The organism is Candidatus Glomeribacter gigasporarum BEG34 (genome assembly GCF_000227585.1).
In the GTDB taxonomy this organism is placed as follows: Bacteria; Pseudomonadota; Gammaproteobacteria; order Burkholderiales; family Burkholderiaceae; genus Glomeribacter; species Glomeribacter gigasporarum_B.
On the sequence record NZ_CAFB01000031.1, the window covers coordinates 1 to 2,930 of the forward strand.

The 2,930-nt window shown below is 54.9% G+C and carries 4 protein-coding genes, 1 tRNA gene and 1 pseudogene; 3 read left to right on the forward strand and 3 right to left on the reverse strand.

Annotation, left to right across the window (positions count from 1 at the left end):
* A pseudogene (locus CAGGBEG34_RS11995) lies at positions 1-149 on the forward strand (helix-turn-helix domain-containing protein); the annotation flags it as partial.
* A 117-nt stretch (positions 150-266) separates the two neighbouring features.
* Entirely contained in the window at positions 267-416 is a 150-nt protein-coding gene (locus tag CAGGBEG34_RS10900) for a hypothetical protein (RefSeq protein ID WP_158641746.1), read from the forward strand.
* A 473-nt stretch (positions 417-889) separates the two neighbouring features.
* Here the strand turns inward: CAGGBEG34_RS10900 and CAGGBEG34_RS12000 are convergent, their stop codons facing one another.
* From CAGGBEG34_RS12000 to CAGGBEG34_RS00570, 3 genes are all read right to left on the reverse strand, one after another.
* On the reverse strand, positions 890-1,228 hold the full coding sequence (locus CAGGBEG34_RS12000; RefSeq protein WP_042687255.1) for a hypothetical protein: 339 nt from the start codon (positions 1,226-1,228) through the stop codon (positions 890-892).
* A gap of 15 nt (positions 1,229-1,243) precedes the next feature.
* Positions 1,244-1,474 carry an integrase arm-type DNA-binding domain-containing protein gene (locus tag CAGGBEG34_RS12005; protein ID WP_102033239.1) on the reverse strand — a complete coding sequence of 77 codons (231 nt, stop codon included), beginning with the start codon at positions 1,472-1,474 and terminating at the stop codon, positions 1,244-1,246.
* A gap of 70 nt (positions 1,475-1,544) precedes the next feature.
* Positions 1,545-1,635 (reverse strand) — tRNA-Ser (locus CAGGBEG34_RS00570).
* A 152-nt stretch (positions 1,636-1,787) separates the two neighbouring features.
* On the opposite strand from CAGGBEG34_RS00570, the gene ligA reads away from it, so the two are divergent.
* A partial coding sequence (gene ligA, locus CAGGBEG34_RS00575; protein WP_042687258.1) for an NAD-dependent DNA ligase LigA occupies positions 1,788-2,930 on the forward strand: 1,143 nt, incomplete at its 3' end.

A 2,930-nucleotide genomic window follows, 5' to 3' on the forward strand; every position in this document is an offset into this window, starting at 1 on the left:
GGGCGAAGAGGGGACGCAAGCGAAAAATGACAGACAGCACACTAAAATCTGCTCAAAAGCTGCTGGTCAACGGAGTAGCCCCACGGGAGGTGGCCCGAAATCTGGGCGTTTCTGTCCCGACGCTTTATCGTTGGGTGCCCGCTGCTTCTCTGCCTGTATCAATTACTGCAAGTCTTAACGCACTCTGGTGTCCGTTTTCTGGGGCAACCTCATTTAGACTCCTCGCGGCCCTTCCCTCAGGCTTAGCGTACTCTGTCGTCCGTTGCGTGACGCGACCCCTAGAAGCCGTCTCGCTGCTCAAGCAGGTCTCGCCGTCCTTGCGCGCGCAGGCCGTCGAGTTGCTGAACTTCTTCGTCAACAGTCATAGGAAACGGAGTCCCCTTAAAAAAGGCAAAGGTCATCCAGCTATTGCCTAGGAAAACGCCTCAGCCGCGTCGTCGATACCGGCAATGCGCTGTCGTGATTCCTTTATCTTAGCTATTCATATTTGAACTTCCAAAGCGCGCTCTCATGCATCGGTGTGCCGATTATTCCGACACGAAGCGGTCATCTGTGCAGTCATTAGCACGACACTGATCCAAGCCCCCTTATCGCACTTATCGCCACACACGTTTCCCCAAACCTTACCCATTGACGGGTACACGCGCTGGCGCAGTTTGAAAGCGTATCTGCCATTTTGCCGTGAAAGCTGCGTAAACTTGAGCGAGCAGGCCGATTTCCTCAGCACATCCATTTATCATCGCGCTGTGCAGCCTGGCCGAATCGGGAATTGCATCGGTATTTCGCCGATCCTATACATTATCGCGTGCAAACAGCGGAATAAAGACGCTGCATCGTTGATCAGCGCAGGAGATAGCGTGTGTCAACGGCGAAATAACCTACTTTTCGCTCATCTTCTGACTAGATAGTCCGCCCACCATTGCATCATCGCAGCGCGTTGTTCTAGGTACAGCGCATAGTGATAGGCCGCACTGACCGCATTACGCGCTTGATGAGCCAGTTGCAGTTCAATATGTTCATGCGGATAGCCGTGTTCGTGCAAAACAGTTGAGGCGATTCCCCTAAAGCCGTGTCCGGTCATCCGTGAGTGATTGTCGAATTCGCTCCACTGCGCATGGATCAATTCACCTGTGCGTACAAACGTTAATGCCATCCATTGCCTCGCCACTGCTTCAAAACTATGGCTACATGCCTGAGCATTGCGCTGCTTTTCTTCTTGCCGCGCCACTGATGGATCAATCTCCTACGCCCGCAATGATCGAGCCTGATCTCTAGCAAGACGGGCTGCCTTGAGACTGATTGTGGGATAAGTTCCCAAAGATAACATCTTCTCTTTTCCGCCAAAGCGATCACGCAGTCGCCACCAATGCGCCCCATTTGGCTGCACGAACAACACGAGTCCTGAGCGATCTGCTAGCCTGATAAGTCTGTTAGAGGGTTTGGGTCCACACTTTGCCTTGGCTATCCTTTGCAATAAAAAAACCCTGAAAGCCTTTATCTTTCAGGGTTTTTTTGGCAGACTCGGTTGTCGCTTGGATTAAAATTGGCGGAGAGAGGGGGATTCGAACCCCCGACAGGCTATTCGCCTGTACACGCTTTCCAGGCGTGCGACTTAGACCGCTCATCCATCTCTCCAGAGACGAAAATATACGAGTTCCGCACAGCCGCGCTGGTCGGCACAGTGTCTCCTTGCCGTACTCGCTGTACTGGCAGCAAAGGCCGCCTTGCCAGCGCGGCTGTGTGGAATTTCCGAGTATAGCAGCCTAGCTCTGCACACCTGTTCCCATATGGCTTCACCCGTTTCCGAGCCGGAGATTCATTTGGCCGCCAGGCGCGCGGCGCAATTGCGCGCTGAAATTGCACGGCATGACACCGCCTATTACGTCTTCGATGCGCCTGAAGTCCCAGATGCCGAATACGACAAACTCTATTCAGAACTGGTCGATATTGAAGCGCGCTATCCTGCGCTGGTGACGCCCGATTCCCCGACGCAGCGCGTATCCGGCGCGGTGGCCGCGGGCTTTCAGCCGGTCGTTCATACAGTCCCCATGCTGTCGCTGAATAATGGATTTACAGATCAGGAAGTCCATGCATTTGATCAACGCTGCGCACAGGCATTGCACAAAACTGTGCTGGAATATGCGTGTGAATTGAAATTCGACGGTCTGGCCGTCTCGCTGCGTTATGTGGACGGTGTATTGATGCAGGCGGCAACGCGCGGCGATGGCGCGCGCGGAGAAGACGCGACTGCAAATATCCGCACGATTCGCTCGATTCCGCTGCGTCTGCAATCTAAAAGCGCGCCGCGGCTCATCGATGTGCGCGGCGAGGTCGTGATTCTCAAGCGTGATTTTGAGCGATTGAATCAGCGTCAGCGCGCAGCCGGCCAGCGTGAATTCGCCAACCCGCGCAACGCGGCCGCCGGCAGCGTACGGCAACTGGGTTCAAATATAACAGCACAACGGCCTTTATCGTTTTTCGCGTATGGGGTTGGCGCGCTTGAAGGCGCGGATATGCCGCTTACGCATCACGCATTACTCGACTGGTATCTGGAACTTGGTGTTCCCGTCTGCACCCAGCGCGCCGTGGTGCATGGCGTAGCGGGATTGCTCGATTTCTTCCAGTCCATCAAAATACAGCGCGATGCGCTGCCGTATGAAATTGACGGCGTCGTCTATAAATTGAACTGGCTGGAAGATCAAGCGCAATTGGGTTTTGTCGCGCGCGCGCCGCGCTTCGCGCTCGCGCATAAATTTCCAGCGCAGGAAGCGCTCTCCCGTTTAATTGCAATTGAGGTGAACGTGGGACGAACCGGCGCGGTCACGCCGGTCGCGCGTCTTGAACCCGTCTTGGTTGGCGGCGCAACGGTCACGCATGCAACGCTGCATAATGAAGACGAGATTCGCCGCAAAGATATCCGGATCGGCGAT